Consider the following 3,965-nt stretch of genomic DNA (forward strand, 5'->3'; position numbering starts at 1 on the left):
TTTAGGCGATCTAAGCAATTACCGTGTCGCGGAGGCGACCCCCGACTTCGCTACGGCGGAGCTTTTGCAAGGCTCCTGCCTCAATCTGGCGGGCACGCTCTCGCGAGAGGTGCAGTGCCTTGCCGACTTGCTCCAAGGTCATGGGCTGTTCTTGATCTTCCGAGAGGCCGTAGCGTAGGGAGAGAACTTCTTTCTCCCGGCTGCTCAAATGGTCGAGTGCCTTATTGATCTCATCGCGCAGGGCACGGCGGAAGATACGCGCCGAGGGGCTGGTGGCGTCTTCTGCGGGCAGCAGATCGCCCAGTCGAGTGGTGGAGTCGCCCGCAGGTGCATCTAGGCTCATCGGCTCGGGTGTCTCGGCTTCTAAGAGTGTCTCCACTTTATCCACCGGCAGGCTGATCTCGTGGGCGATCTCTTGCGGCGTGGGGACACGGTTGAAGCGCGTGGCCAGCATCTCACGGGTGCGCTTGATCTTGCCCAGGCTCTCGATGGCGTGCGAGGGGAGACGAATGGTGCGGCCCTGGTTCTCTACCGCACGGCCCAGTGCCTGGCGAATCCAGTGGGTGGCGTAGGTGGAGAAGCGGAAGCCACGGCGCCAGTCGTACTTGTCTACGGCGTGGATCAATCCAAGAGTGCCTTCCTGAATCAGGTCTTCCATGGCTATTCCACGGTTCTGGTACTTCTTGGCGATACTGGTCACAAGGCGCAGGTTGGCGTTGACCAGAATCTCACGGGCGCGCTCGCCCTGCTTACCGCCGCGCTCGACGCAGCGTGCGAGCCAGCGCTCTTGACGCGGTGTTAGAAGGGCCACACTGTTGGCACCCCCACGGTCGGCGACGAATGCCGTAAACGAAAACTCTTTCATCGGATCAAAGTTTTCATCTTGCTCGGGAGTGCTTTGCGCAACCTCCGACTCGGAGAGAGCCGTCGTTGGCGCCTCCGCCGTATCCAATTTTTGTTCGTGCATGGTATCCGGCGTTAGTGTAGTCATTTCTTTCTTATACCCAGTGGAGGTTCTATTTGAAACGCCTCCGGTCTTTGCTCCGACTTACGGAGACAGTACTATCTTACTATTTACGGCGTAAACCGCTGATAAGTTCCCTATCGTTTCTAACAGGAAACGCGCTAAACGGACGTTCTCCCCTTACTATTTTTATAGACGGTATAAACCTGCAAGAGGTTTCGCCCTATCCTATAATCCTTACAATCGTGGATCTACCGGCTCTGATTCCAGAGCAAGAACCGCAAAAGCACACTCATGAACCCGGCGCAAGGGCTCTCTGCGGATAAAACGCTCCAGCCCTTCGACTCCTAAGGCAAACTCCCGCAAGGCTAAGGAACGCTTGCCAGAGAGGCCCCGCTCCCGCAGACGCGAGAGGTTTTCCATGGCGGTGTACTCAGGGCCGTAGATAATCCGTAGATACTCACGCCCCCGTACTTTTACCGCAGGTTGGACACGTAAAGAAGTCGTCAAGTTCCGAACCGGTATAGATTCGCGAGTCTTGACAACTATTCCTTCTATACCCTCCTCTGTTTTTTTGTCCCACCACTGACTCAGTTCCTTCACTTGCGAAGGATCGCTTGGTGAAAGAGCCCGAAACTCGGTTGCGATAAAGCGTCCCGAGACCGCTGCAAGCCGTGCGAGGGTCTGCATGTGCCAGAGATGATCGTGCTCCAGTAACGTGCGTCCCTCAGCAGCCAGGAGCTGGAACGGAGCGAGTTTTACCCCTTCCAGACCACTTACCGGCCAACAGTAGCGTCGGTAGGCTTCTTGATACGCCGCGAGCTGGGTTTCTCTCTCTCGCAAGCGTTGTGCCAGAGCGCTACATCCGGCAATTTCACGCTCTGTTGCCTGCTCTGTCAGGTTGCGCGCAGCACTCAAGCTCACGGCCCCTGCCACCCCCACTGGTGCGTATTGCTTCTGTAACAGTCCCTGCGCTTTTGCGTTCCAGGGAAGTAGCTCACTGTCTAAAATCAGCCAGTCGGTTTCCAGCTCCTCCCAGAGCTTTGTCTCTGTGAGTGCCTCTCGTAGCTCCGAAAGCAGTGCCTCTGTCTGGGATTGGGTGTCAAAAAACGGACGACCGGTGCGGGTTAAGATCACCCCCGTCTCCCCACTCTCGGTTCCAAAGCGCTTCTGTGCCACGGCTTCGTCCCGGCAGACAATGACCACTGCGCGGCTGCCCATGTGCTTTTCCTGGCAGATGATCTCGTCGAAACCACTCTTGGCAAAGTAGGCGCAGGCCTCTTCCGGGCGCTCCAGATAGCCGTCGGCCTTACTCGTCTCGACGGGGCTCATGGTGGGAGGCAAGTACGCCAGCCAGCGGGGATGCACCGCAAAGCGTGAGATCACTTCAAGCGCTGCGGCGGCATTGCCCTCGGCAATGGTAATATTGCCGCCCAGGCGCGTCTCGATAATCCGTCGCCCTGTAAAGTCTGCCAGATTTAAGCCAACCCCCGTCGGAACCCACCCCGGCTCGTTCCTCGCCGACCCTCCCTGTGCCAAGGAGGGCGGGGGGGCGGGGTGCTCCGCATAGGTCGCTTTGGCTTCCACGCCGATAAGCTCGCGCTCGGGCCAGCGCAGAGCGGTGAGCTGCCCACCAAAGACACAGCCGGTGTCCAGGTTGATCGTGTTGCCGCGCCACTGTGCCTGCTCAATAGGCGTGTGTCCGTAGACCACGGCTGTCTTGCCGGAGTAGTCAGCGGCCCAGTCACGTCGAATAGGGAGGCCGCGCTCATCACGCTCGCCCGTGGGATCGCCGTAGAGGCAGAACTCCCGTACCACGCGGCTGGCCCGACCGATTAAGTCTTCGCGAATCCCGGCATGGGCGACGCACAGTGCGCCGTCTTCCAGCCAGAGATGTGAGACAAGGCTGTCCACAAATTTGATAAACTGCGCCTTGAACGCCTCGCGCTCGGCCTCGGGGAGGGCATTGATTTGCTCCAGCGACTGCTCCAGCCCGTGGTTGATCGTCACTTTTTTGCCCTCAAGCGCCCGCTTGAGCTTGTCGTCGTGGTTGCCTGGGACACACAGCGCACGTCCTGCCGCCACCGCATCCATCACCCAAGTTGCAACCTCGACCGACTTGGGCCCACGGTCTACCAGATCGCCCACAAAGACCAGGCGCCGGTTCTCGGGGTGCGCCCCGAATTCGTCGTAGCCCAGCTTGCCGATCAGCTCAGAGAGCTCGTCGTAGCAGCCGTGCACATCGCCAATAAAATCAAAAGGCCCATGCTCGCTACGTTTATCGGTCCAGAGTGGCACACGGGTCAGCTCCGTCGCCGCAATCGCTTCCTCGCCCTCAAGATGAAAGACATAGCGAAAGCCCTCTTTCTTGAGGAACTTTAGGCTCCGTTTCAGATCTTTCGTGTGGCGCTGCACGACATGTGGCCCAAAGTCCCGGTTCGGGCGGCCTTGATTGCGGGCGTGGCAAGTCTTCTCGGGCACGTCTAAGACAATCGCCACGGGAACTGCATGAAATTGATGGGCCAGGGCGAGTAGCGGCTTGCGGGCGTGTTCCTGCACATTGGTCGCGTCAATCACCGTCAGCTTGCGCCTTCGTAGCCGAATCCCCGCCAGGTAGTGCAGCGCCGCAAAGGCATCACCCGTCGCCTCTAAGCTGCCCTCGTCATCACAGACAACGCCGCGCAAGTAGTCCGACGAGAGCACTTCCGTCGGCAAAAAATGCGTTTTTGCGAAGGTGCTCTTTCCGCTGCCGCTCGCGCCGATAAGAACGACGAGCGCAAAATCTGGTAGGTCTACTTGCATAGGGGAAGTGGTATGATACCACAGTCGTCTCTGTTTTCGAAACATATCGGAAATAATTGGGTGCAGGACATTAAAGTGGTGAGGGGAGCCGATTTGCACTCACCGCCTAAAGTGGGCATCATGGCAGGATGACCGAGCAAACCAAACAGAGACTGCGAGAGCGATTTGAACAAATCCTGGCAGCACAATACAAAAAGGC

Annotated in this window: 2 protein-coding genes; both read right to left on the reverse strand. The window is 58.2% G+C overall.

Features of this window, described 5'->3' with window-relative positions; translation table 11 throughout:
• Positions 1–10: 10 nt before the first annotated feature.
• Entirely contained in the window at positions 11–991 is a 981-nt protein-coding gene (locus RMO15_RS18800) for an RNA polymerase sigma factor RpoD/SigA (RefSeq protein WP_309715255.1), read from the reverse strand.
• Between the two features lie 210 nt (positions 992–1,201).
• The gene (locus RMO15_RS18805; RefSeq protein ID WP_309715256.1) at positions 1,202–3,766 is read right to left on the reverse strand and encodes a polynucleotide kinase-phosphatase; all 2,565 of its coding nucleotides are present in this window, start codon (positions 3,764–3,766) and stop codon (positions 1,202–1,204) included.
• Between the last annotated feature and the right edge of the window lie 199 nt (positions 3,767–3,965).

The sequence above is a fragment of the Armatimonas sp. genome (assembly GCF_031410135.1).
GTDB lineage: Bacteria > Armatimonadota > Armatimonadia > Armatimonadales > Armatimonadaceae > Armatimonas.